This is a genomic window from Acinetobacter sp. YH01005 (genome assembly GCF_013420465.1).
Lineage (GTDB): Bacteria > Pseudomonadota > Gammaproteobacteria > Pseudomonadales > Moraxellaceae > Acinetobacter > Acinetobacter amyesii.
In genome coordinates this window covers 81,005-104,827 of the sequence record NZ_VOYA01000006.1, presented here as the reverse complement: position 1 = coordinate 104,827, position 23,823 = coordinate 81,005, and the positions used below count along the sequence as shown (strand labels likewise).

Here is a 23,823-nt window from a genome sequence, read left to right as displayed (position 1 = left end):
GCACTTCTCCAAGTGATGATATGAATCAATTTTGCACATAATACATGATTATTTTAAATTTTTTACCTTGTATGCTGCTTTTATGCTCATACAGATGAATCTGCTATTGTTTTTTTTTCAGAGCTTGCTAATATACGCATCAACAAGACATGGCGGGGTGGCAGAGTGGTCATGCAGCGGACTGCAACTCCGTGTACGCCGGTTCGATTCCGACCTCCGCCTCCAATCTTGTTAAGCCCGAGTGGTGAAATCGGTAGACACAGGGGATTTAAAATCCCCCGCCCACAAAGCGTGCCAGTTCGAGTCTGGCCTCGGGCACCATTCTTCTACTACTGAAGATGGTGTAATAAAGAACCCAGCGATAAGCTGGTTTTTTTATGCCTAAAATTTAGCAACAGATGTTACGCACGTAAAAGTAATTTCACATTATTTACCGATATTTAAATCTACTCGACAGAGTCTTACATCTAGGGATTGAATAAAGGGATTAGCCTTCGGCTGGAGGTACTTTTGTTTCGGCAAAAGTACCCAAAACCATTGTCATCCGCAAAACTCGTTCACTAGCGTCTACTTATTCAAAGTATTGCAAAAACATTTTTGATTAAAAACAACCCTGTCTCATACACTTGCGGATGACCTTACCTCGTATCATTCTTTTATTTGAATCAAATTGTGCTTTTGATGTTACTGCGTCAAATCAGATAGGAATACAATAAAAAAGAGGGACATTGCCCTCTTTAATTATTTTAAAACACCCTGCAAATACATCGCGTTTTAAAAATAATCCTTTAGATCACTTCAACCACAATCTTACCCACATGCTCGCCTGTATCCATGGCTGCATGTGCTTCTTGAATTTGATCAAACTTAAATGTTTTGTAAATCATTGGCAGGCATTCACCTTTAGACCATAACGGAACAACATTTTCCTGAATGCCTTTGGCAATCTCTGCCTTTTCTTCAGTATTACGCGCACGCATGGTTGAGCCTGTAATCGTCAAACGCTTCATCATGATTTGACCCAGTTTCACCTCTTTGGCTTTTGCACCCCCTAAGAATGCGATATAAACCAAACGACCATCACGACGTAATAGATTTAAGTTCTGTGCTAAATACGGTGCACCCACGATATCTAGAATGACATCTACACCATGATTGTCTGTAAGTTCATTAATCACATGTTCGAAATCTTGCGTTTTATAGTTAATCGCTGTAGTTAAATCTGAAATTGCTTTAACTTTCTCATCAGAACCGACTGTAGCAAAGGTTTTCATCCCAAGCGCATTACACAACATCAATGCAGTCGTACCAATACCACTGGTTCCACCATGAATCAGCACCGTTTCACCTGCTTTGGCTTGACCCATTTGGAATACATTCGCCCAAACGGTAAAGAAGGTTTCAGGAATGGCTGCTGCTTGAGTAAAGCTTACACCTTCAGGAATACGAATGGTTTGGCTTTCAGGCACCACGCAATATTCTGCATAACCGCCGCCATTGGTCAGACCGCAGACTTTATCACCCACTTTAAACAAAGTGACCTCTGCACCGACAGCAACCACTTCACCTGCCACTTCCAAACCTGGTACTGACGTTACGCCTTTCGGCATTGGGTATAAACCTTGGCGTTGTAAAATGTCTGGGCGGTTAATGCCAAAGGCATGCACTTTAACCAACACTTCATCTGCTTTCGCTTCTGGGATGGCAACACTTTCATAGGCCAGTTTATCTACACCGCCCGGCTCAGTAATAATGACCTGCTGCATGCTTTGCTGTGACATTGTTTTTCCTTTTCAATTATTGACTATTCATCTATCTCTGCACTATTTGAACATAGAAAGCATACAGATTGAATAACAATGGACTTATGTATAATTGGCTGACTATTTAGCAAATTAATAATAGGCAGCACATGGTTCAGGTTGTTGAATATAACGAAGATAACGCCAGCGACTATGAATGGTTCGATGGTTTTGCCGTGATTCGTTTCTATGCAGACTGGTGCGCGCCCTGTGTGCAGAACTTCCCTGTATTTGAGCAGTGCGCAAGTCAAATGTCCGCACAGCATGCACAGCTCAAATTTGGCAAGGTAAATATTGATTCCTCACCGATACTAACCTTGCGCTATAACGTTTATGGACTACCTTCAACCTTAGTATTTTATCGCGGGCAAGTCATTCAACGTATTGCAGGAGTTAAATCGCTGACTGAATTAACAGCCATCATTCAAGATGCTATGCAGTCACATTCAACTCATGACTAAACGGATGTACCTTTTATTTGGATGCAGACTCATTCGGCAGGCGTACAAACTTCATTAAAGTATTACGCACCAATGGCAACACGATCAAAATGAGCGGGAACGCCACCATCCATGACATACCCCAAGCGCGCAGCCAAATACCAAGAAAGCCTTCAACTAAGCCTTTATTCATCAGCATATTAAAGCAGGAAATTGAACCGCTCATAATGCCGGACAGAATTAGAGGCATCAGCCAAGTCATGTGTTTGGGATGAAATTTTGGGAGTTGATTCATCTGTAAATACCTATTATTCGTCTTGGGCTGCGTTCTGGGCTTTTACGGTTTGTTTTAGTGTTTTCATAAATTGGCCGAAATGCGGCATGAAATCTTTAAATAAAGGATGGTCTTTATTTTCCAACAAGGTTTCACCAAACAGTTTCAGACCCACAGCAAAGGCTTTGGTCTTTTCATCATCTAACAATTGCGCTTTGGTCAAATGCTCCAGCACCTTAAACATGTCATCATGGTTGTAGGCATTAAACTGCAACGCTTCGGTATAAGTCGAAGGATTGCCCTGCGCATCAGCAATGTGTTTGAGCGTGATTTCATATTGATGCTGTTTCATTGTGTCACCTCCATACGGCTGATTTCGACTGCCGCCTGATCGATTTTTTCTGCAATGGCATAGACCTGTTCAGGTGTTAGTTCACAGTGCTGAATTTTGATGCGCAGTGATGCTTTTAAGTTTTCCATCGCACGTTTGATGTCGACGTATTGTTCGTTGTTATGAATCTGCTTACGGGTATCAAAACGACACAGAATTTTCTCTACTGTGGCTTTTTCGGCATCTAGATGCGCTAAGCCTGACTGCGTGACGCTGTATTGTTTACGGTCTTCCGCATTTAATTCTGCATGGATGTATTGCTGTTCTTCAAGGTAATTCAGCGTTGGGTAAATCGTCCCTGTGCTTGGGCTGTAGCCACCGCCGACGATTGCGCCGACATCTTTAATAATATCGTAGCTGAACTTAGGTGCTTGGGAGATAAGATGCAGCACCAATAGCTTCATGTGCCCTGCTTCAAACAGGCGTTTTCGGGTTTTGACTGGACTATCGCTACTGTCGAGAAAGTCTGAATTTGACATCGCAAAGATACACCTTAAGATTATTTAAGATATATCTTATCGGTTTGAGATTTTAAGTTCAATATTACGAAACTACTGGCTCTCTTTCTACATACTGTGCTTTTATCAAATGAATGAATCCTAAAAATGTTAAAAAGTTCCTAGAATCCGCAAAATAGTTTGGATATGCCTGCTTTATACCATCCACAGCATTACTCGATACCAACGCAACAATCCAATTACTTCCTTCCTGTATTGTGGATTCTAATAATGTGTAATACTCAGAAGCTTTTTCAGCTTCCTCCTTTTTAAAGTAATCACATTGAATACTTTTAGTATTTGTATTTAATCTAACTAATATATATCCATCTGGACAATTTTCTAACCGTTCTGATTGGTCCATAATATTGATAGATCTAGCAAAAGAATTAAGGAGTTGTGGTACCTGTAGTTTTTTTGATATGTATTTAATTTCTGCAACTTCTCGCAATAGTTTTTCATCTTTAAAAACATATAAAATATATTCCCTCATTAAATCTTTTTCATTTTTGATTCCATATCCTGGTAAGGACTCAATAATTGCTAACTGATTTGAAACTAACATAAAAAATCTTTGCCAGGACATACGCCCTTGATTAGTTTTGAGGTTTTGCTTAGTAAATAAATCAACAATTTCTAATGTCGTTGCCCAAGTATGTTGCATCTGCGTTCTGAGTTGTAATTCTATATTTCTATTTTCTTTTTCGTCATTTAAAAACTTTCCAACTAAATGAACACCCCTATAACCGTCAGGCTTAGGATTTTTTAAATAATCTTTTTTCCTTAACTTATTTTCATTGTTATAAAATCTCTTATCACTTTGAATTTGCTTCAATATTTTTTGCAATTTTTTAGAACTAGAAACAACTACACGAACTCCCCCAATGTCCTGCATATTTTTAAGCATCATATTATCAAAACGAGATAATTTTTTGATTATGGAATTACTACGCTTCAACCTTTTTGCCAAGAATGCAGATTTATCAAATTTTACTGTCGCCTCTTTCAATAAAACTTCCGCACTATTCATTGAACTTTCGTGGCTATACCGCCAATATGTCAAAACATCCATCGTTGCCCTAAATAGTACCGGGTTTTCTTTAAGCAATGGATTCTGTAGATCATTTCCCGCCTGAGTAATTCTTTTACCTGTATATTTCATATTAATTAGTGATCAATTTTTTAGCATGTTATCAAAAAATCTGTAACTCATTAATATTTTTTATTTTTGCTATACTCTACCTTTATATTCTCTCACCATCCGATCACTCACATCTTCAGGATAACAAAGTGGCGCATAACCACCTGCACGGTTGTAGGCACTACGCTTACCGCACCGACTACCATTACTTGCAGTATTGTAAGGACAAGGGCAATTTCCCGGATAACTATCAATAGACTGCTGTATTATTTTCTGTTTAATTACCTCTGTACTTTGCCCATTTTGCTTAGCCTCTACTGTAAAAGCCAAACATAACCCTATTAAAAATAAAAACTTTTTCATAAAAATCCCTCTATATAATCATTTTACAGAGAAAATATTTATGTGAACCATCACACATAATTTAAGTGTTTTATTTTTCAGCAATTAATCTATAGCAATAAAAAACCCGCCATCAGGCGGGTTTTTTATTTGAAGTGGATCAATCTATTACAGACGAACCAACTCAACAATTTTCTCAGCAACTTCTTCAGCAGTCTCCACTGTATAAGTCACATCAGTACCTTCAGCACTATCAGTAATCACAACCACACCAGTTTCACGAACTAGTGCAACTTGCTCCACAGTTAAACCAGCTTTCGCAATTGCAACCACACCTTGCTGAATCAATAAGCTTTCAATCGCTTGCGCATTTTCAAGGGCTTTAGCAGTCACAGTTACAGCAGCAGGTTTTTGACCTAAACGTGCAGCACGCGCTTCAGCAGTTACAGGCTCGTTGTGTGCAGTCCATTCCACTGAAGACTCAACCATACCCGCACCAACAGTCACGTTGCTTAAACGGTCAATAAAGATGAATGAACCTGTGTAACGACTGTCTTGGTAACGGTCAAATACCACTGGCGCATCAAACTCAATCGTTACATCTGCAATCGCATTCAATTCAAGCTGTTCAACTTCCGTTTTTTCCAGTGTGTTCACATTGGTACGGTAGTTGATTTTCGCAACTTTCGCAGGAATGGTTTGTGTACCAAACTTCACGTTATACAGTTTACCAACCACTAAAGGCGCATCTGTCATCCATACCACAGAGGCACGTGCAGAACGTGAAATTAATGGCTGTTCGCCTGCTTTAACTAAAACGTTACCACGTGAAATATCAATTTCATCATTTAGCGTAAGTGTTACCGCTTGACCTGCAACAGCATGGTCTAAGTTACCGTCAAAAGTCACGATTTCTTTAACAGTCGAAGACTTACCAGATGGTAATGCAGTAATGGTATCGCCAACTTTCACTTCACCAAGTGCAATCGTACCGCAGAAGCCACGGAAATCGAGGTTCGGACGGTTGACATATTGAACTGGGAAACGGAATTCGTGCTTGCTCGTATCATGCGAAATTTCAACAGTTTCCAAAGTCTCCATTAAAGTCTGACCTTGGTACCACGGTGTATTTGGCGATTTGTTTACAACGTTATCACCATTCAACGCAGAAATAGGCGTGAAGATAATGTTCGCAGGTTTACGGTCGCCCAATTGGTTTACGAACTCATTGTACTCTGCTTGAATTTCATTGAAGCGCGCTTCAGAGAATTCAACCAAGTCCATTTTGTTCACTGCAACCACGATATTACGAATACCCAAAAGACTCGCAATAAATGAGTGACGACGAGTCTGGGTTTGAACGCCATAACGCGCATCAATCAAGATGATCGCTAAATCGGCAGTCGACGCACCAGTTGCCATGTTACGTGTGTACTGCTCATGCCCCGGGGTGTCAGCAATGATGAACTTACGTTTTTCAGTAGAGAAATAACGGTAAGCCACGTCAATGGTAATACCCTGCTCACGTTCCGCTTGCAGACCATCTACAAGTAAAGCCAAGTCAGGTGCATCACCCGTAGTACCGACTTTTTTAGAGTCACGAGTCACGGCTTGCAATTGATCTTCATAAATCAATTTTGAATCGTAAAGCAAACGGCCGATTAAAGTCGATTTACCGTCATCAACGTTACCGCAAGTGAGGAAACGTAGAAGGTCTTTATTTTCGTGTTGTTTTAAATACGCCAAGATGTCTTGGCTAATTAAATCTGATTGATGAGACATTGCTCAAAGCTCCACATATTCTTTTGAAATCGGTTTCTGAATCTTTTTAATCCCTCTAAATCTCCCTTTAAGAAAGGGAGACTTTGCTCCGTTATTTCTCGGGAGTTCCCCCTCTTTAGTAAAGAGGGGGTTAGGGGGAGATTATGAGATTCTTAGAAGTAACCTTCCTGCTTTTTCTTTTCCATCGAACCTGCTTCGTCATGGTCGATCATACGGCCTTGACGTTCAGATGTTGTGGCTAAAAGCATCTCTTGGATAATTTCCGGTAAAGTTGTTGCAGTTGATTCAACCGCACCTGTAAGTGGGTAACAACCTAAGGTACGGAAACGCACCGATTTCATTTGTGGTACTTCACCTTCGTTCAAACGCATACGCTCATCATCAACCATGATCAGAGTACCGTTACGCTCAACCACTGGACGTTCAGCAGCCAAGTACAAAGGAACCAATTTAATATTTTCAAGGTAGATGTATTGCCAAATATCCAACTCAGTCCAGTTAGACAATGGGAACACACGAATACTTTCGCCTTTGTTCACTTTACCGTTGTAAAGATTCCAAAGTTCAGGACGTTGGTTTTTAGGGTCCCAACGGTGTTTAGTATCACGGAATGAGTAAACACGCTCTTTGGCACGAGATTTCTCTTCGTCACGGCGCGCACCACCGAAAGCCGCATCAAACTGATATTTATCAAGCGCTTGTTTTAAGCCTTGAGTTTTCATAATGTCAGTATATTTTGAGCTACCGTAATCGAACGGATTTACACCTGCGTCTTTACCTTCTTTGTTTTGATGCACGATCAAATCAAAGCCATGCTCTTTTGCCATGTTGTCACGGAAAGTAATCATGTCTTTAAATTTCCAACCCGTGTCTACATGCAGTAGTGGGAATGGAAGTTTGGCAGGATAGAATGCTTTTAAAGCAAGATGCAGCATGACCGCTGAATCTTTACCGATTGAATACAGCATGACTGGGTTTTCGAACTCAGCAGCAACTTCGCGGATGATATGAATACTCTCAGCTTCAAGCTGTTTAAGATGAGTAAGTCTTTCCTCATTTAATGACATGGACAACACCAGCTTAGAATATGTGTACTTATTACACTTTTAAAGATATATATACATTATAGTGATTAAGCTTTCATAACGATTGCTTGTTTTGTGATATTGATATTCTTATTCGTCATATACAAATTGTCTGATACTGCTTATCAATTTTAATTAATTTAATACAATAGACTTATCAATTTCATTATTATTCTAGTCCGAGATCCGTAAGTTTACGCAATTTTTTATCAATTAACTAATCGCTAAATCCTCTAAACAATCGGTATTCAAACTCGCTCAAAGTACCTAAAGTAGCTATATCACTCTCCAATAGTTATTGATATGCCATATAGTCACTATACGCTTGAAACCTTAAAGTCGCTGATTGAAGCAGCAGGTCTTGCTGGCTATATTTATCAGCATTCTTCACACATGCTCGTGCTCCAAGAAGCCTTAAATGATGACGGCAGCCCGCTGAATAACTTTATACAACATGAGCTGAGTGCTGACCAAATTGGCCTTCAGTTCGGCCTACGACTTTTGGACAATAAACTCGAGTTTTTGATTGGGGTGACTCACAGTAACCAAGATCGCGGCTACGAAATTGGCGCTGGCAATTTAAAGGCCGATCGACGTGCATTTAATCTGCTCTATGCTTTTTATAATTTTCCCAAAGCATTTCACTTAATCCATTTCCCGCTCGCAGCCAATAGCACCCAGTTAGAAGAAGAGATCGAAAAACAATTGTTTCAACTTGAAAGCATGGGCTTTTTAGACACTGCGATTAAAACCAATCCGATGGGCGAACAAGTGAAGTGGATGAAAACCTTTATTGTTCAAGCGGCTTTAGATATGAAAGTACGCATTCAAACTTCATTGTTATAAAAAGGGTTAAAGCCACCTAAAAAGCGCTCTATTGAACGCCAGTTCAAATCTTCATATGACATCGAAAGTCACGGCAAAGCCCTCAGCACTGCTGTGACGCTTATAAATTTACATTTCCTAACATTGTTTTCTGTGCCGTTTAACAGGCCATTTCTCTCCCTTGAGCACGACCACTTATATATCTGCAATTAGACTTAAAATTTGATTGATCACAATGACTTAAATCTTAAATGGGTAAAGCAGAAATACTATTAACTTTAGATTTAGATAATCCTGATTTAATTGATCAACTATTTTTAAAGAAAAACTTAGTAATAGCTCACATAAAAGCCGACTTTTTGTTAATCTGATCTGTAATTTTTTTACACAATTTCGACAGATAATGTTATTTTATTTACTGAAAAAAATTCGGCCAGAATTATTTTTTTTGATTTTTTATAAGCATAAATATAGAGATAAATATAATGTGGGAATTGTTTACTCACCCGTCTAATATCGTGTTTAGCATCAGTCTCTGCTTAATGTTCTTGTTTGGACTTTTTGAGATTGTGTTAACAATTTTAGGGGGTGGTTCTCAAGGCTTCTTAGATCAATTCCTACCTGAGGATGTTGGTCATAATGCAGAGCTAGGTGTAGATGCCGATGCAGGTATCGTGACACGTGTGCTCGATTGGTTGTATTTGGGTCGTATTCCACTGTTTGTATGGCTCATCATTTTCTTATGTGTCTATAGTTTGTTGGGCTTTGCTATTCAAGCCATCGTTAACCAAATGACCAGTATGATGTTCAGTGCATGGATTATTGCACCAGCCTGTATTTTTCTGTGCATGCCCTTCGTACGTTTTAGCGCAATGCTCATTGCCCGTATTTTACCGCAAGATGAAACAACCGCCATTTATAGTGATGAATTGATCGGTAGAACGGCCACGATCATTTTGGGTGATGCACGACCACAGTCTCCTGCTCAAGCCAAAGTCAAAGATCAACACGGATTGACCCATTATATTTTGGTTGAACCTGAACAAGATGAAATTTTCAGCCAAGGTCAATCAGTGGTTTTAACCCAAAAAACAAATGTAGGCTTTCAAGCCACCATGCTCTAAATTTTGAATGAATTGATGCTCGATCAGTTCTTTTAACACCATATAAATACATTTTACGCGTCATTCCTTCTGCAAAACTCGAAGTCATGATGAGTCAACAAAATACTGATTTTTAAACCAAACTTGTTAGCACTTTAGAGGGTTAACTTGAACTACAACAAAAGAGATAAACGTCCATGTTAGACATTATTCCAAGCGGTATCCTTGTTTCAGTCGGGATAATTTTTGCCGCACTTATTTTTATTGGTTTTATTATTGCTCGACTTTATCGTCGCTCAAGTAAAGAAATTTCATTTGTGCGTACAGGCTTCGGCGGTGAAAAAGTGATTTTAGGTGGCGGTGCTATTGTGCTTCCGGTGCTGCATGAAATTATCCCTGTCAATATGAATACCCTACGTCTTGAAGTTCGCCGTGCAGATGACCAAGCGCTGATTACACGTGACCGTATGCGTGTCGATGTGATGGCGGAGTTCTATGTCCGTGTGAAACCAACCGCAGATTCGATTGCTACAGCAGCACAAACGTTAGGTCAAAAGACCATGTCACCAAATGAGCTTAAAAATTTGGTCGAAGGTAAATTCGTTGACTCTCTACGTGCAGTTGCCGCAGAAATGGCGATGGAAGAATTGCATGAAAAACGTGTCGACTTCGTTCAAAAAGTTCAGCAAGTGGTGTCTGAAGATTTACATAAAAACGGTTTGGAACTTGAAACCGTTTCATTAACTGGCTTAGACCAAACAGGCTTTAAATACTTCAACCCACAAAATGCGTTCGATGCTGAAGGTTTAACTAAACTGACAGAAACCATTGAAGACCGTCGTCGTAAACGTAATGCGATTGAGCAAGATGCAGATCTTGCAATCAAGACCAAGAACTTAGAAGCAGAACAAGCACGTCTACAAATTTTGCGTGAAGAAGAATATGCAAAACTGCAACAAGAACGTGAAATTTCAGTTCGTCGTGCAGAACAGCTTGCAGAAATTGCATCACAAGAAGCTTCGAAAAAACGTGAAGCCGAAGAAGCGCGTATTGCTGCTGAACGTGAAGTTGACTTAAAGCGTATTACTGCTGCACGTGACGTTGAAAATCAAAATATTCAAAAGTCACAAATTATTCAGCAAGCCCAAGTGGAACAAAAGAAAACCATTGAGTTGGCTGAGCAAGACCGTGCCATTGCTATTGCAGAAAAATCTCGTGCTGAATCTGAAGCTAAAGCGCATGCCGATCAAGCCCGTGCTCAAGCGGTAAAAGCCGAAGAAGAAGTCATTACCGTTCGTCAAATCCAACAAGCTGAACGTCAAAAAGCTGTTGAATTGGTCTCTGCGAAAGAAAAAGCGGAGAAAGATGCGATTGCCATTACTGTCGCGGCAGAAGCAGGTAAACAAGCAGCAGCAGATGATGCAGAAGCGATTCGTATTGCAGCTGAAGCCGAAGCTGAAAAAGTTCGCTTAAAAGCCAAAGGTGAAGCTGACGCAAAAGTTCTCTTGGCTCAGGCGATGGAAAAACAATACCAAGTTGATGCTGAAGGTACACGTGCAGTGAACGAAGCAAACAACGTATTGTCATCTGAACAGGTTGAAATGCAAATTCGTTTAGCGATGCTGAAATACTTACCTGAAATCATTCGCGAAAGTGTGAAACCAATGGAAAACATTGATGACATTAAGATTTTGCAAGTGAATGGCCTAAATGGTGGTCATGCAGGTTCTTGCCAAGGTGATGCTCACCACGAAGGCAGCGGTAATGTTGCCTTGTCAGACCAAGTGGTGAATAGTGCCCTACGCTACCGCAGCCAGGCCCCACTGATTGATAGCTTGATGAGTGAGCTTGGTATCCAAGGTGGCGATATTAACGGTTTAACTCAGAGCTTAAAAACCAGCAAAAACTAAGTTTTTGATTGAGATAGGGCTCCATCAAATCTCTTTATTCAGAAGTGATTGCTTGAGCAACACATTCTAAATGAATTAAAAAAGCAGTGTCCGCACTGCTTTTTTTATGGCTTAGATACTTGTACTTATGGGCATACAATCTCCCAAAGAAATGAACAACATTTTCTGTCTTATCAGAGCGCTTTTAATGGTTTCTGACATTTATATTTCGCATCACAGCCTGATGTTAAATCAATGAACAAATGGCGTATTTCATAAAAATACTCATTTAGAAGCTATAGAGCAAACAGCATAAAATTATGAAACGAAATATTTAAAATCAATTAATTGATATATCCTTCTCATCTTACAGAATAAGATATTTACTTCTATATATTCAGCTCGATAACATTTTGTTCTATCTATTGTTTTTATAAAACTTGGAAATTGCTTATTAAATTGAAAATAGGGCCTAACAAGGTTTTTGCACTTCAAACCATCAACTAAAAAATAATAGCTGACTATAGATGTATATGCTCATGTAGATTTTCTTAAAAAAATTTCATCACTGAGATAGCAAATTTCACCAATTTTAAAGCTCCCCCTTCTCATATTCCTGATCTACCATCCTTTGTATAAGGCTTGAGAAAATTACAAATAAAATAATTTCTATTGAAAATATTAGGCTTCATCCAAGTAAAAAAGCTCTTTGATGATAAAGATCCATTAAAAATCTCAATTAAATTAGTTATTTTCCCTAAAATCAATATACTGCACGCTATACGAAATTATTACTAAAAATCATAAACCTATGACCATCCCCGCAATCATCACATATTCGGATTATTATGTGTTCTTTACATTTCATAGTTATTGCACAACCAATATTCCATCCGTTTATGCAGCGTCACTGCACCCCAAAGCAGAACACATAGCCATGCCCTTATGGCTTTTGCATAGCGGCTGAAATACGCTTTTTTTTGCGTAAAAAAAAAGAGAATCCGAAGATTCTCTTTTGATGTTTAAGTATGGCGATTAAACCAAACCTTTGCCTTTCAGCACTTCGTACATGGTCGAACCTAATTCAGCAGGACTACGGGTATAGGCCATACCGGCTTTTTCAAAAGCAGCAAATTTCTCTTCTGCTGTACCTTTACCGCCCGAAATGATCGCGCCTGCATGTCCCATACGTTTACCTTTAGGTGCAGTCACACCCGCGATATAACCGACAACAGGCTTAGTTACATTCGACTGGATATATTCAGCCGCTTCTTCTTCTGCTGTACCACCAATCTCACCAATCATGATGATCGCTTCAGTTTGCGGGTCGTCTTGGAACAGCTTTAAGCAATCAATTTGGTTCATGCCCGGAATTGGATCTCCCCCAATACCGATACACGTCGACTGACCTAGACCCAGCTTGGTGGTTTGCGCTACAGCTTCATAGGTCAGAGTCCCTGATCGCGAGATAATGCCGATTTTACCCGGCTGATGAATATGCCCCGGCATAATACCGATCTTACATTCACCCGGAGTAATAATCCCTGGACAGTTCGGACCAATTAGACGTGCATTATTACCATAGGTTTCTAGGTAACGTTTAGCTTTCAACATATCGAGTGTAGGCACGCCTTCCGTAATCACTACGATCAGCTCAACACCTGAATCAATCGATTCAATAATTGAATCTAGGACAAATGGTGCAGGTACATAAATCGAGGTTGCCGTTGCACCTGTTTCACGCACCGCTTCTTTCATGGTATTAAAAACGGGTAAGTTTAAGTGTTGTGTGCCGCCTTTACCCGGAGTCACCCCACCGACCACTTTTGTGCCGTAAGCAATTGACTGTTCAGAATGGAATGTGCCGTTTTTACCGGTAAAACCTTGTACCAATACTTTGGTGTCTTTATTAACTAATACGCTCATGATCTCTACTCCCTTAGCCTTTTACCGCAGCAACGATTTTTTCTGCAGCATCAGCCAAGCCATTTGCAGAAATCAATTTCAAACCTGATTCATCAAGTAATTTTGCACCCAACTCTGCATTGTTCCCTTCTAGACGAACAACCACAGGTACAGTCACATTTACTTCTTGAACCGCTGCAATAATTGCTTCAGCAATCATGTCACAACGTACAATCCCACCAAAAATGTTGATTAATACACCTTGTACAGAACTATCGGCCAAAATGATTTTAAAGGCTTCAATTACGCGTTCTTTGGTCGCGCCGCCTCCTACATCTAGGAAGTTTGCAGGTTGACCACCATAGAGTTTAATGATGTCCATGGTTGCCATGGCAAGACCCGCGCCATTCACCATACAGCCAATGTTACCCTCAAGTGCCACATAGTTCAGATCAAATTCTGATGCTTTCAGCTCACGCTCATTTTCTTGCGATTTATCGCGTAGCGCTGCAATTTCAGGTAAACGATACAAGGCATTCGAGTCGATACCAATTTTTGCATCTACACATAAAATCTCGCCATTTTCACGTACGGATAACGGGTTAATTTCAAATAAAGCAAAATCATTTTCAATAAATGCTTGATAAGCCGCAGACATGATTTTGACAAATTGATTCACTTGACCATCTTTTAGGTTTAAAGCAAACGCCACTTCACGTGCTTGGAATGGTAACAATCCAACTAGAGGATCTACTTCAACTTTAATAATTTTTTCAGGGGTTTCTTCTGCAACTTTCTCAATTTCAACACCGCCTTCAGTCGATGCCATAAAGGTCACACGACGGCTAGAACGGTCAACTACAGCTCCTAGGTACAATTCACGCTCTACAGGATAGACATCTTCAGACACCAAAATACCACTGACTGGCTGACCTAATGCATCTGTTTGATAAGTAACTAAGCGTGAACCGACCATTTGGTTCACATAATCAGTAGCTTCTTGCGCAGATTTTACCACTTTCACGCCGCCCGCTTTACCACGACCACCTGCATGGACTTGGGCTTTTAAAACTGCAAACTTACCACCCAATTGCTCAAAAGCTTTGACTGCTTCTTCTGCGGTTGTTACAAATACGCCTTCTTGCACCGGCATACCATATTTTTTTAATAACGCTTTAGCTTGATATTCGTGTAGATTCATTGAACAACCTTTTACTCTTTTTTCGCTTTGTTATGACCCATTAAAGCCCAGACATCCGTCAAAGCAGCTTTAACCTTTTTAAATCTTAAAATATTTCTTATCTTTATTTTTAGATGATTATTCAAATTAAAACAACCATCTGAAACAAAAAAGAGCGGCCTAAGCCGCTCTTTTTACATCTTATTTACGTTTACGCTGAATCGCGTGAATTGCACGTCCATCGACTGCAAGTGCAGCTTCGTGAACGACTTCAGAGAATGTCGGGTGACCGAAAGTCATTAACTGTAGGTCTTCAACACTTGATACAAACTCAAGTGCGATCATACCTTGGTGTACGATATCAGACGCTGCAGGTCCAATCACGTGCATACCAAGTAGACGATCTGTTTTCGCATCAGCAACAAACTTAACAAAGCCTGCGTTTTCACCAGCAGCCATTGCACGACCATTCGCAGCAAAGCCAAATTGACCAGTCTTCACTTCATGGCCTTTTTCTTTCGCTTGCTCTTCTGTTAAACCAACCCACGCCGCTTCTGGGTGTGTGTAGATGACAGAGATGATTGTGTCGTAGTTCACTTGAGCTGCGTGACCGTGCATACGTTCAACAGCCATTACGCCTTCTTCCATTGCTTTATGTGCAAGCATTGGACCACGTACCAAGTCACCAATTGCGTATACGCCTTCAACCGAAGTTGCACACCAATCGTTTACTTCAACTAGACCGCGTTCAGTAAGTTTAATGCCTGAATCTTCAGCCAATAAACCTTCTGCATATGCTTTACGGCCAACACAAACGATCAACTTATCGAAAGTTTGAGTTTTGTCTTCGCCACCTTGCGTGTACTTAACCGTAACTTCACGGCCATTCACTTCTGTACCAGCAACTTTAGCGCCAACACGGATATCAAGGCCTTGTTTAGTCAATACTTTTTGGTAGTCTTTTGCCAAAGCTTTATCAGCCATTGGCAAGAATGCATCCATTGCTTCAAATACAACAACTTCAGAACCAAGACGACGCCATACTGAACCAAGTTCAAGACCAATGACACCCGCGCCGATTACGCCAAGACGTTTAGGCACTTCTGGGAACTCAAGCGCACCAGTAGAGTCAACAATAATGTCTTGGTCTACAGGAGCAACTGGAATATTGACTGGCACAGAACCCGATGCAAGGATTACATATTTAGGTTCTAAAATTTGAGTTTCACCTTCGTGAGATACAAACTCAACTTTCTTACCTGCAAGTAATTTACCTGTACCTTTTAACCATTCGATACCATTGCCTTTAAGTAGGCCATCGATACCCATCGTCAATTGGTTAACAATTTTGTCTTTACGATCAAGTAATTTTGCAAGATCAAATTTCACTTCACCTGTTGTAATACCGTGGTCATCTAAGTGATGAACGGTATCTTCATAACGGTGCGATGAATCAAGTAATGCTTTAGATGGGATACAACCCACGTTTAAGCAAGTACCACCTAAAGATGGTTTACCTTTATGAATACGTTTTTCAATACAAGCTACTTTAAAGCCTAATTGAGCAGCGCGGATAGCAGCCTCATAACCACCAGGACCGCCACCAATAACAACTAAATCAAATTGAGACATGTGTATCTCCAAAAATGGGCTTAGAGGATCGCTCTAAGCCCATTGCATTATTCTGAAGTATTAAAGATCAAGGATTAGCTTAGCTGGTTCTTCTAACAACTCTTTGATTGTTACAAGGAAGCCTACTGCTTCTTTACCATCGATTAGACGGTGGTCATAAGAAAGCGCTAAGTACATCATTGGCAAGATTTCGACTTGACCATTTACAGCCATAGGACGTTCTTGGATTTTATGCATACCCAAAATCGCTGTTTGTGGCGTATTTAAGATCGGTGTAGAAAGCAATGAACCGAAAGTACCACCATTAGTAATAGTGAATGTACCGCCAGTCATATCTTCGATACCCAATTTACCATCACGCGCTTTACCAGCGTAAGCACGGATACCGTTTTCAACTTCAGCATAGTTCATGCGGTCAGTATCACGAAGAACTGGAACCACTAGACCACGGTCACTTGATACAGCAACACCGATGTCGTAGAAACCGTGGTAAACGATGTCATTGCCATCAATCGAAGCGTTTACAGCTGGGTAGCGTTTAAGTGCTTCAGTTGCCGCTTTAACGAAGAATGACATGAAGCCAAGACGTGCACCATGACGCTTTTCAAAAGCATCTTTGTATTGCGCACGCATTTCCATGATTGGTTTCATGTTTACTTCGTTGAACGTAGTCAACATTGCTGTTTCTTGAGTTGCAGCAAGTAGACGTTCAGCAACACGCTTACGAAGACGAGTCATAGGAACACGTTTTTCGATACGTTCACCAACAGCAACGCTTAATGGCGCAGCAGCAGGAGCAGCTGGTTTAGCTTGGTGGTTAGCAACATCTTCTTTAGTGATGCGACCGCCACGGCCAGTGCCAGCAACGTCAGCAGCAGCAATACCAGACTCAGTCAATGCTTTACGCACTGCAGGAGCTTGATCAGCAACAGGTTGAGCACGTTCAACAACAGGAGCAGCACCCGCTTGAGTTTGCGCAGCAGCTTGTTCTACTTTCTCTTCTGATTGAACAGCTTGAGTTTGAGCAGCGCCAGAAGCAGCACCTTCTTCAAAAGTCGCGATCACTTCGTTCGATAAAACTGTATCGCCTTCGTTTTTAACAATTGCAGAAATCGTACCGTCAGCAGGAGCTACAACTTCTAAAACAACTTTATCTGTTTCAATATCACAAATCACTTCGTCACGTGATACTGCTTCACCTGGTTGTTTGTGCCAAGTTGCAACTGTACCGTCAGCAACTGACTCTGGGAATACCGGTGCTTTAATTTCGGTTGCCATTATTAAAAATCTCCTGTTATTCAGCTACGATAGCTAAAGCATCATTTACGAGCTGAGCTTGTTGTTTTGCGTGCAAATATGGTGAACCACAAGCCGGTGCAGCAGAAGCTTCACGACCTGCATAACTAATACGAACTTGTTTGCCCGCTTTCATCACGTCGTCATACAGACGCGGAGCGATGAATAACCATGCACCTTGGTTCTTCGGTTCTTCTTGAGCCCAAACCAATTCTTTAACATTTGGATATTGTGCAAGAACTTCAGCAAGACGTGCTTCTGGGTACGGATACAATTGTTCAATACGAACGATTGCTGTGTTGTTCAATTCTTTTTCACGACGTTTTTCAAGTAAGTCGTAGTAAACCTTACCACCACAAAGCACTAGACGAGTTACGTCTGACTTGTTGATGTTGTCGATTTCGTCGATCACAGTTTGGAATGAACCATTTGCAAGTTCTTCTAATGTAGAAGTTGCAAGTTTGTGACGAAGAAGAGACTTCGGTGAAGTCACGATCATTGGTTTACGGATTGGACGAAGTGCTTGACGACGCATCGCATGGTAAATCTGCGCTGGTGTAGTCGGTGTGATCACTTGCATGTTTTCTTCAGCACATAGCTGTAAGAAACGCTCTAAACGAGCTGATGAATGCTCAGGACCTTGACCTTCAAAGCCATGTGGAAGAAGCATAGTCAGACCGCATACACGTTCCCACTTAGTTTCGCCAGACGCGATGAACTGATCGATTACAACCTGTGCACAGTTTGCGAAGTCACCAAATTGCGCTTCCCAAATGACAAGGCTCTTCGGAAGAGTCGTTGCATAACCGTATTCGAATGCAAGAACCGCCATTTCTGACAATAATGAGTCATAGATAGCTGTACGTGGTTGGTTTTCTTTCAAGTTACATAATGGAATGTAAGTTGAACCATCTACTTGGTTATGAAGTTTTGCATGACGGTGTGAGAATGTACCACGACCAACGTCTTCACCTGTTAAACGAACAAGGAAACCTTCATCTAGAAGAGACGCGTAAGCTAATGTTTCAGCAGCACCCCAGTTCAATGGCATTTCACCAGTCTGCATTTTCAGACGGTCATCAATCACTTTAGCAACCTGACGTTGCATCACGAAGCCTTCTGGAAGCTCGCGCATTTTCGCACCAAGCTCTTTTAGACGTTCGATTGGGAAAGTGGTATCCCATTTGTCTGTGTATTCGTGGCCTAGGTAAGGTTTCCAGTCCACAAACATTTTTGTATTTGGCTCAAGTACCAACGCATTTGCAACGTGTTTACCTGCTTCAAGGTCAGAACGATACTGTTCAACCATTGCATCAGCAGAAGCACGATCAAGAACACCTTCTTGTACAAGCTTGTCAGCATAAAGCGTACGTGTAGTCGCTTTTTTATTGATGATTTGATACATCATTGGCTGAGTTGCAGCTGGCTCGTCGGCTTCGTTATGACCACGACGACGGTAGCAGAACATATCGATTACAACGTCTTTACGGAATGTATGACGGAAATCGTGTGCCAATTGAGAAACAAATAATACAGATTCAGGATCATCACCGTTCACATGGAAGATCGGTGCTTGGATCATTTTCGCGATGTCAGTACAGTATTCTGTAGAACGCGCATCACGTGGGTCAGACGTTGTGAAACCAACTTGGTTGTTCACGACGATATGAACTGTACCACCCACGGTATAACCGCGAGTTTGTGACATTTGGAAGGTTTCTTGGTTTACACCTTGACCTGCAAATGCAGCATCACCGTGAACGATGATTGGTAATACATCATCACCACCGATATCTTTACGACGTACTTGACGTGCGCGTACAGAACCTTCTACTACAGGTCCAACGATTTCTAAGTGTGATGGGTTAAACGCTAATGCCAAGTGAACTTCGCCACCCGGAGTCATGACGTTTGAAGAGAAACCTTGGTGGTATTTAACGTCACCAGAGCCTTTTTTATGCAGAGATTTGCCTTCGAACTCACCAAATAGATCAGCTGGGTTTTTACCCATGATGTTTACAAGAAGGTTTAAACGGCCACGGTGAGGCATACCGATAACCACTTCTTTACAACCTACCGAACCCGCACGTTGAATAAGTTCATTCACCATAGGAATGAAAGACTCACCACCTTCAACACCGAAACGTTTCGCACCAACGAATTTGTTACCAAGGTATTTTTCTAGGCCTTCAGCTGCAGTTAGACGTTCAAGGACGTGTTTCTTTTGGTCTGCAGTGTAGCCAAATTGACCACGAGTACCTTCAAGGCGTTGTTGAATCCAACGTTTTTCTTTGGTATCAACAATGTGCATGTATTCAACACCAATCGAAGCAGTATAAGTTGCTTCCATTGCTTGAACCATTTCACCAAGTGTTGCTTCAGATTTACCGATTGCAAGGTTACCTGTATTAAATACAGTGTCTAAGTCAGACTGAGTTAGACCGTGCGCAGCAAGATCTAGATCAGGCACGATTTCACGTTTTGCAAGACCTAGTGGATCTAATTTTGCGTTTTGATGACCACGGTTACGGTATGCAGCGATCAACTGTAATACACCGATTTGACGGCGTTCATGCTCAGAACTTACTGCACTTTGCACTACTGGCTGAACACGGCTTGAATTACGGCCTAATAATAGGAATTGCTCACGTACATTGCTGTGTGGTTGATCACCTTTCGGGAATTTATCGAAGTATTCACGCCAATCAGCCTCTACTGAGTCTGGAGCCGTTAGATACTGCTCATAAAGTTCTTCAATATACGCTGCACTGTCAGCGCTAAGTTCAGTGTCAAGACGCAGTGCGTCAGCAACTTCTTGCATTTGTGGACCCATTTCCTATTGCAAAACATTTCAGGATGCTTTTTAAGCGAACCCATGATTAGTAATGTCAAATTGGTAATATGACATTAGTCCCCATTAGGCTTAAGCCTTGAGGCGTTATCACTACATTAGGATTACCCAATGTGATTAATGAACAATAACGCCCTCAGCGGCATCATTACTCATTGAGAAATACCCGACATAAATCGGGCAATTTTTGCAAATCGTCTTAGAAAAAATAAAATTTGCACCATTATCTTTTCTAAAGCGACTTTATTAACATTTATATACCGTCTACAGCGCTTAAATTGTAGAAAAAATGTACCTAATTCAAAGTCATTTTTTACATATAGTGATGCTTTAAATGCTAACACGTTCGAGCATTTTCAATTGATTTTTTTGACACATACCTCTCATAAATTAGCGAAATACACTGTTTGTATTTTCATCTATGATATGGTGCTACATATAAAATGATCTTTCAATTAAGACAAAAGTCTACGTTCGATTTTTCCCTCATCTCATATACAAAAACAAAAGAGAGCTGACATTCCTATCCTCTCTCTTTTTACTACGTTACATAATAACATCTTCTAATCCTTTTGACAGACTTGTACGAGCGTTTCATCAATAAATAACCATTTATCTATCGTTTTATTCCTTTAATTCACTACGTTTCTATTAAATCCATTTAAAGCAGTCAGCAATGACAGTGAATAACTTTCACTATCATCACTTTTATATATGACAAAAAAAAGCGCACCCAATGGTGCGCTTCTTTTTACTGCTAAATCTATTAACCTAGATCTAAAAGCATATTACGGATGTGACCGATTGCTTTAGTTGGGTTAAGACCCTTAGGACATACAGATACACAGTTCATGATACCTTTACAACGGAACAATGAGAATGGGTCGTCAAGACGAGCCAAACGCTCTTGAGTTGCTGTATCACGAGAGTCAATGATGAAGCGATATGCGTTCAACAATGCTGATGGACCCAAGAACTTGTCTGGGTTCCACCAGAATGATGGGCATGAAGTTGAACAACATGCACAAAGAATACATTCGTACAAACCATCTAAGTGTTCACGCTCTTCAGGAGACTGCAAACGCTCTTTAGGAGGCGCAGGCTGATTATTGATTAGGAACGGATGGATTTTGTTGTACTGATCGTAGAACTGATTCATGTCTACAACCAAGTCTTTAATTACTGGAAGACCTGGAAGCGGACGAATTGTAATCACTTCTGGTAAGTCGTTTAGGTTCCAAAGACACGCTAAACCATTTTTACCATTGATGTTTACACCATCAGAACCACAAATACCTTCACGACATGAACGACGGAATGTTAATGATTCGTCTTGTACTTTTAATGCTAGAAGCGCATCAAGCAACATACGGTGCTTGTCAGTCAACTCTAGTTTAAAAGTTTGCATGTACGGAGCTGCATCCTTATCAGGATCGTAGCGGTAGATATTAAATGTACGAGTACCTCTACTCATCTTACTTCTCCCAATTAGAATGTACGTGGTTTAGGTGGAATAGCATCTACAGATAAAGGCTTGTAACGTACTGGTTTGTACTCAAGACGGTTATCTACAGAGAACCATAAAGTGTGTTTCATCCACTCATCATCACGACGGCCGTATGGGTAGTCAGCATGATCAGGTGGTAATTCGAAATCTACCACTGTATGCGCACCACGACATTCTTTACGTGCAGCTGCAGAAATTAATGTCGCTTTTGCAACTTCATACAAGTTTTCAACTTCTAGAGCTTCAACACGTGCTGTGTTAAATACTTTAGATTTGTCTTTCAAATGAATGTTGCGTACACGTGGTTCGATCGCAAGAATCTGTTTCACACCTTCTTCAAGTAGTGCAGATGTACGGAATACACCAGCGTGGTCTTGAACGATGTCACGGATTGCATCTGCAACTTCTTGAGCATTTTCACCAGAAGTAGATTCATCAAGATGACGAACACGATTCAAAGTGTTTTCAAGAACAGTTGTAGGTAATGGAGCGTATTCATCACCGTGGTGTTTAGTTACGTAGTCAACAATATGTTCACCAGCAGCTTTACCAAATACAACCAAGTCAAGCAATGAGTTTGTACCTAGACGGTTTGCACCGTGTACAGATACACATGAACATTCACCGATTGCATAGAAACCTTTCACTGGTTTAGTGAAATCACGGTCACCCGCATTGTGTGAGTACACACCAGTTTCTTTATTGTAGTTCGCAACCAAAGCTTCAGTTTCACGAGATACAGGAACAACCACTTGACCATGAATATTTGTAGGAATACCACCCATTTGGTAATGGATTGTAGGTACTACAGGAATTGGCTCTTTAGTGATGTCAACGTTCGCGAATTTCTTACCAATCTCGAATACAGATGGAAGACGTTTCATGATTGTTTCAGCACCAAGATGCGTCATATCAAGCAAGATGTAGTCTTTCTTAGGACCACAGCCACGACCTTCTTTAATTTCTTGGTCCATTGAACGTGATACGAAGTCACGAGGTGCCAAATCTTTCAGTGTCGGAGCATAACGCTCCATGAACGGCTCACCAGCATCGTTACGAAGGATCGCACCTTCACCACGACAACCTTCTGTCAACAATACGCCTGCGCCCGCAACACCTGTTGGGTGGAATTGCCAGAATTCCATATCTTGTAATGGAATACCTGCACGAGCTGCCATACCAAGACCGTCACCAGTATTAATATAAGCGTTAGTAGATGCACGGTAAACACGACCAGCACCACCAGTAGCGAACAATGTTGCTTTACCTTGGAATACTGCAATTTTACCTGTTTCTTGGTCAATTGCTGTCACACCAAGCACATCACCCTCTTCATTACGGATCAAATCAAGTGCGATCCATTCAACGAAGAATTGAGTACCCATTTTCACGTTGCTTTGATAAAGCGTATGAAGAAGAGCGTGACCTGTACGGTCGGCAGCAGCACATGCACGTGGAACTGGTTTTTCACCATAGTTCGCAGCATGACCACCAAACGGACGTTGGTAAATTGTACCGTCAGCGTTACGGTCAAATGGCATGCCTAAGTGTTCAAGTTCATATACAACTTGAGGCGCTTCACGAGTCATGAACTCAATTGCGTCTTGGTCACCTAACCAGTCAGAACCTTTAACTGTGTCGTAGAAGTGGTAGTGCCAGTTATCTTCTTGCATGTTACCAAGAGATGCACCAATACCACCCTGCGCTGCAACAGTGTGCGAACGAGTTGGGAATACTTTAGTCAGTACAGCAACTTTCAAACCAGCTTGAGCAAGTTGGTAAGAAGCACGCATACCTGAACCACCACCACCAACGATGACTGCATCGAAAGTTTGGTGTGGAATATTTGTGTAATCTTCTTTAGGGGTTATAGCGCCCATG

Annotated in this window: 19 protein-coding genes and 2 tRNA genes; 6 read left to right on the top strand and 15 right to left on the bottom strand. The window is 41.0% G+C overall.

Annotated elements, in window-relative coordinates:
* The first annotated feature begins 151 nt into the window (after positions 1–151).
* Together FTT72_RS05630 and FTT72_RS05625 are read left to right on the top strand one after the other, a co-directional pair.
* Positions 152–225, top strand: a tRNA-Cys gene (locus FTT72_RS05630).
* Positions 226–235: 10 nt separating this feature from the next.
* Positions 236–321: transfer RNA gene (locus FTT72_RS05625), tRNA-Leu, on the top strand.
* A 467-nt stretch (positions 322–788) separates the two neighbouring features.
* Here the strand turns inward: FTT72_RS05625 and FTT72_RS05620 are convergent.
* Positions 789–1,781, bottom strand: a complete 993-nt coding sequence (locus tag FTT72_RS05620; protein ID WP_180178000.1) for an NAD(P)H-quinone oxidoreductase — start codon at positions 1,779–1,781, stop codon at positions 789–791.
* 131 nt (positions 1,782–1,912) lie between these two features.
* Here FTT72_RS05620 and FTT72_RS05615 point away from each other — a divergent pair, with 131 nt between their 5' ends.
* Positions 1,913–2,263 (top strand): co-chaperone YbbN, encoded by a 351-nt coding sequence (locus FTT72_RS05615; protein ID WP_180041690.1) that lies wholly within the window; start codon positions 1,913–1,915, stop codon positions 2,261–2,263.
* Positions 2,264–2,276: 13 nt separating this feature from the next.
* On the opposite strand, the gene FTT72_RS05610 is transcribed toward FTT72_RS05615, so the two are convergent.
* From FTT72_RS05610 to cysD, 7 genes are all read right to left on the bottom strand, one after another.
* Entirely contained in the window at positions 2,277–2,537 is a 261-nt protein-coding gene (locus FTT72_RS05610) for a DUF2798 domain-containing protein (protein ID WP_111885646.1), read from the bottom strand.
* Between the two features lie 13 nt (positions 2,538–2,550).
* Positions 2,551–2,868, bottom strand: coding sequence for a DUF3861 domain-containing protein (locus FTT72_RS05605; RefSeq protein WP_180011006.1), 318 nt, complete (start codon positions 2,866–2,868; stop codon positions 2,551–2,553).
* A complete protein-coding gene (locus FTT72_RS05600) occupies positions 2,865–3,386 on the bottom strand; it encodes a PadR family transcriptional regulator (RefSeq protein ID WP_180177999.1) in 522 nt (173 codons plus the stop codon). Before FTT72_RS05600 ends, FTT72_RS05605 begins: the two co-directional genes overlap by 4 nt.
* 64 nt (positions 3,387–3,450) lie before the next feature.
* Positions 3,451–4,566, bottom strand: a complete 1,116-nt coding sequence (locus tag FTT72_RS05595; RefSeq protein ID WP_180011010.1) for a RelA/SpoT domain-containing protein — start codon at positions 4,564–4,566, stop codon at positions 3,451–3,453.
* A 69-nt stretch (positions 4,567–4,635) separates the two neighbouring features.
* Complete coding sequence (locus FTT72_RS05590; RefSeq protein ID WP_180011012.1) at positions 4,636–4,908, bottom strand: hypothetical protein; 273 nt, start codon at positions 4,906–4,908, stop codon at positions 4,636–4,638.
* A 147-nt stretch (positions 4,909–5,055) separates the two neighbouring features.
* Positions 5,056–6,669: a sulfate adenylyltransferase subunit CysN gene (gene cysN, locus FTT72_RS05585; protein ID WP_180177998.1), complete on the bottom strand. Its 1,614-nt coding sequence runs from the start codon at positions 6,667–6,669 to the stop codon at positions 5,056–5,058.
* Positions 6,670–6,821: 152 nt separating this feature from the next.
* Positions 6,822–7,736 carry a sulfate adenylyltransferase subunit CysD gene (cysD, locus tag FTT72_RS05580; protein ID WP_078189893.1) on the bottom strand — a complete coding sequence of 305 codons (915 nt, stop codon included), beginning with the start codon at positions 7,734–7,736 and terminating at the stop codon, positions 6,822–6,824.
* A 321-nt stretch (positions 7,737–8,057) separates the two neighbouring features.
* Between cysD and FTT72_RS05575 the strand changes: the two genes are divergently transcribed.
* From FTT72_RS05575 to FTT72_RS05565, 3 genes are all read left to right on the top strand, one after another.
* Positions 8,058–8,600 (top strand): hypothetical protein, encoded by a 543-nt coding sequence (locus tag FTT72_RS05575; protein WP_180063464.1) that lies wholly within the window; start codon positions 8,058–8,060, stop codon positions 8,598–8,600.
* Between the two features lie 464 nt (positions 8,601–9,064).
* On the top strand, positions 9,065–9,703 hold the full coding sequence (locus FTT72_RS05570) for a YqiJ family protein (protein ID WP_180007473.1): 639 nt from the start codon (positions 9,065–9,067) through the stop codon (positions 9,701–9,703).
* A 176-nt stretch (positions 9,704–9,879) separates the two neighbouring features.
* Positions 9,880–11,592, top strand: a complete 1,713-nt coding sequence (locus FTT72_RS05565) for a flotillin family protein (protein ID WP_180011015.1) — start codon at positions 9,880–9,882, stop codon at positions 11,590–11,592.
* A 1,014-nt stretch (positions 11,593–12,606) separates the two neighbouring features.
* Here FTT72_RS05565 and sucD read toward each other — a convergent pair.
* The 7 genes from sucD to sdhA form a co-directional block, all read right to left on the bottom strand.
* The gene (sucD, locus tag FTT72_RS05560) at positions 12,607–13,497 is read right to left on the bottom strand and encodes a succinate--CoA ligase subunit alpha (RefSeq protein WP_168379215.1); all 891 of its coding nucleotides are present in this window, start codon (positions 13,495–13,497) and stop codon (positions 12,607–12,609) included.
* 13 nt (positions 13,498–13,510) lie between these two features.
* Positions 13,511–14,677, bottom strand: coding sequence for an ADP-forming succinate--CoA ligase subunit beta (gene sucC, locus FTT72_RS05555; protein ID WP_168379216.1), 1,167 nt, complete (start codon positions 14,675–14,677; stop codon positions 13,511–13,513).
* A gap of 180 nt (positions 14,678–14,857) precedes the next feature.
* Positions 14,858–16,288 carry a dihydrolipoyl dehydrogenase gene (gene lpdA, locus FTT72_RS05550; RefSeq protein ID WP_180113894.1) on the bottom strand — a complete coding sequence of 477 codons (1,431 nt, stop codon included), beginning with the start codon at positions 16,286–16,288 and terminating at the stop codon, positions 14,858–14,860.
* Between the two features lie 60 nt (positions 16,289–16,348).
* Entirely contained in the window at positions 16,349–17,566 is a 1,218-nt protein-coding gene (gene odhB / locus FTT72_RS05545) for a 2-oxoglutarate dehydrogenase complex dihydrolipoyllysine-residue succinyltransferase (RefSeq protein WP_078192990.1), read from the bottom strand.
* Between the two features lie 16 nt (positions 17,567–17,582).
* The gene (locus tag FTT72_RS05540; RefSeq protein WP_180089273.1) at positions 17,583–20,405 is read right to left on the bottom strand and encodes a 2-oxoglutarate dehydrogenase E1 component; all 2,823 of its coding nucleotides are present in this window, start codon (positions 20,403–20,405) and stop codon (positions 17,583–17,585) included.
* A 796-nt stretch (positions 20,406–21,201) separates the two neighbouring features.
* The gene (locus tag FTT72_RS05535; protein WP_078189905.1) at positions 21,202–21,909 is read right to left on the bottom strand and encodes a succinate dehydrogenase iron-sulfur subunit; all 708 of its coding nucleotides are present in this window, start codon (positions 21,907–21,909) and stop codon (positions 21,202–21,204) included.
* 14 nt (positions 21,910–21,923) lie between these two features.
* Complete coding sequence (sdhA, locus tag FTT72_RS05530) at positions 21,924–23,822, bottom strand: succinate dehydrogenase flavoprotein subunit (RefSeq protein WP_180177997.1); 1,899 nt, start codon at positions 23,820–23,822, stop codon at positions 21,924–21,926.
* Position 23,823: the final 1 nt, after the last annotated feature.